This is a genomic window from Pseudonocardia sp. SID8383, from assembly GCF_009864975.1.
Classification (GTDB): domain Bacteria; phylum Actinomycetota; class Actinomycetes; order Mycobacteriales; family Pseudonocardiaceae; genus Pseudonocardia; species Pseudonocardia alni.
This window is the reverse complement of sequence record NZ_WWFY01001126.1, coordinates 1-2,721: the sequence shown is the minus strand read 5'-3', so window position 1 is coordinate 2,721 and position 2,721 is coordinate 1. Positions and strand designations below refer to the sequence as shown.

2 protein-coding genes are annotated in these 2,721 nt (G+C 74.3%); both read right to left on the bottom strand.

Annotated elements, in window-relative coordinates; all coding sequences use genetic code 11:
• Window positions 1-1,849: MFS transporter (locus GTW08_RS27405; RefSeq protein ID WP_161152717.1), on the bottom strand; the 1,849-nt coding region annotated here is incomplete at its 3' end.
• Window positions 1,850-1,945: 96 nt separating this feature from the next.
• The gene (locus GTW08_RS27400) at window positions 1,946-2,368 is read right to left on the bottom strand and encodes a PPOX class F420-dependent oxidoreductase (RefSeq protein WP_161152716.1); all 423 of its coding nucleotides are present in this window, start codon (window positions 2,366-2,368) and stop codon (window positions 1,946-1,948) included.
• Window positions 2,369-2,721 lie beyond the last annotated feature (353 nt).

Sequence of the window (2,721 nt, the reverse complement as noted above, 5' to 3'; positions counted from 1 at the left end):
CGGTACCACCGGCCGTGTCGGGCCCGGCGGGCCCGGCGGCCGCGTCGGACCTGTCGGCCGCGTCGGACCTGTCGGCCGCGTCGGACCTGTCGGCCGCGTCGGACCTGTCGGCCGCGTCGGACCTGTCGGCCGCGTCGGACCTGTCGGCCGCGTCGGACCTGTCGGCCGCGTCGGACCTGTCGGCCGCGTCGGACCTGTCGGCCGCGTCGGACCTGTCGGCCGCGTCGGACCTGTCGGCCGCGTCGGACCTGTCGGCCGCGTCGGACCTGTCGGCCGCGTCGGACCTGTCGGCCGCGTCGGACCTGTCGGCCGCGTCGGACCTGTCGGCCGCGTCGGACCTGTCGGCCGCGTCGGACCTGTCGGCCGCGTCGGACCTGTCGGCCGCGTCGGACCTGTCGGCCGCGTCGGACCTGTCGGCCGCGTCGGACCTGTCGGCCGTGTCGGACCTGTCGGCCGCGTCGGGCGCGGTGGCCGCACCCTCCGCGGCGGGTGTGACGGACCCGGTGGGCGTGGTCGCGTAGGCGGCGGACAGACGACGGTAGGGGCGGCTCGCCAGGGCTGCGAGGGTCAGCACCACGCCCAGGGCGCCGCAGACCACGAACACCAGGGCGATCGCGCGGGCGGTGCCGGTGCCGAACCAGGAGCCGATCGCGGCCGCACCGGCGCCGCCGTCGCTCATGTAGGGAACCACCACCAGCTCGGTGAACGGGGCCAGCAGGAACGCGGTCAGCGGCGACGCGGCCTGCTCCACGCTCTGCGCGAACCCGAAGACCCGGCCCTGCCGCCCGTAGGGCACGACCCGCTGCAGCACGGTCTGCTCGGCGGCCTCGGCGAACGGCATGAGCAGCATGAACACCGCCATGCCGAGCGTGAGCATCAGGATCGAGGCCTGCAGCGGGAACAGCATCGTCGAGGCCCAGAGCACGGCGTTGACCAGCAGCAACGTCCGGACCGGGCGGCTGCCCAGCCCGATCCGGGCGACGAGGAGCCCGCCGACGATCACCCCGGCGGACAGCACGCCCCACAGCAGCCCCCAGGCCGCGACCGACATCATCGACAGGCCGTAGGGGTCCATCAACGCCATGAACGCCCCGCCGAGCAGGTTGTTCACACAGGAGAACACGATCAGTGCGGGCAGCCCCGGCACACCCGCGACGAGCCGGACGGTGCCGCGCAGGTCGAGGCCGCCCCGCTCCTCGACGGTCACGGGGACGGCCGGGCCGGCCGGTGCGGGCACGACCGGGATCCGGACCCGTGACAGGTGCACCAGCGACACGACCAGCACGACGAGGGCGGCGACGAGTACCGACCGCATCCCGTCCACCGCGACGAGCAGCCCGGACGCGACCGAGGTGACCAGGAAGCTCACCCCGGTCGCGGTCCCGACCAGCCCGTTGGCGCGGTCCCGGACCGCGGCCGGGACGAGCAGGGTGACCAGCGTCGGCAGCGCGATCGTGCGCAGGTTCCCGGCGATCACACCCAGCATCAGCGCGACGACCAGCGTCCACAGCAACGGGTCCGTCGGGTCGCGGAACGCCCCCTCGGGGGCGAGCAGCAGCAGGACCAGGCACAGCGCGTAGACCACGGCGGACACCGCCGCCGAGACCTGCATGACCGCGCGCTTGCCGAACCGGTCCACGACCCCGCCGAACGGGATCCCGGTCAGCGCCGTCGCCACCAGGAAGATCCCGGCGATGATGCCGGTCGCCGCGACCGACCCCGTCTCCAGGAACACCCAGAACGTCACGGCGAACCACACCGTGAAGTTCACGACCGACACCACCAGGGTGCTCACCAGCAGGTGCGCGAAGACCCGTTGCGTGCCGTGCCGGAGGTCGAGCTGCGTCATGGTCCACCGTCCTCTCGGGGTGATGGACCGACGCCGACGGCCGAACTCATCGCCCGCCGCGACGGTGGACGATGAACCGGACTTCAGGTCAACCGATCATGCCGTCATGTCGAGGTGGGCGACCACCTTCGACGGGCGGATCCGGACGACGAGCTCGCCGGGGACGCCGTTGCGCCGGCCGAACTCCTCGGCCCGGTCGGCGCCCATGTAGCGGCCTCCGAGCGCGGTCGCGGTGCGCAGGAGCTCGTCGGGGTCCGTGCTGATCTCGGCGACACCCTGCACCTGCACGAAGGCGTACGGCGGTGCGGGCAGGTCGGCGGTGAGCACGACCCGCGGGTCGCGGACGATCGCCCGTCCCTTCGCGGTGTCCGCCCCGGTGTCGAAGACGATCGTGTCGTCCTCGACGAGGAACCAGACCGGCGCGACGAGCGGGCGCCCGTCCTTCGCCGTCCAGCCGAGCATTCCGGTACGGGTGCCGTGGTTGAGGAACTCGACGACCTCGGGTGTGAGAACGGGCATGTCGCCGAGCCTAGGCCGGGAACCCGCCCGACCACCCGGGCGACACCGGGTCGGGCCCGCCCGGACCGGCCGTGACCACACGCGCCCACCGCCGGGGCCGTGCCGGCAGGCAGCCGTGGCCGTAGCCGCGTGGCGGTCCCGAAGACCCGCCGGGGGTGCCGCGTCACCCGCCGCCGGGGGAGGGTGTCCGCCATGGACGAGCTCACACCCGGCACCCTGCTCGGCCGCCAGGTCGACGGCGTCACGTGCGGACCCTCGGTGCTGGTGGTGACCGCGGTGCTGGCCGGCTCGGGGTGGCCCGGCGTGGTGGCGGACCGGTTCGCCGCCGCCCAGCGGACCGCGCACCGCCAGGC

What these genes read in the sequence shown, in the direction of transcription:
- GTW08_RS27400 (WP_161152716.1), bottom strand. Translation starts at nt 2,368, where the DNA reads ATGCCCGTTCTCACACCCGAGGTCGTCGAGTTCCTCAACCACGGCACC.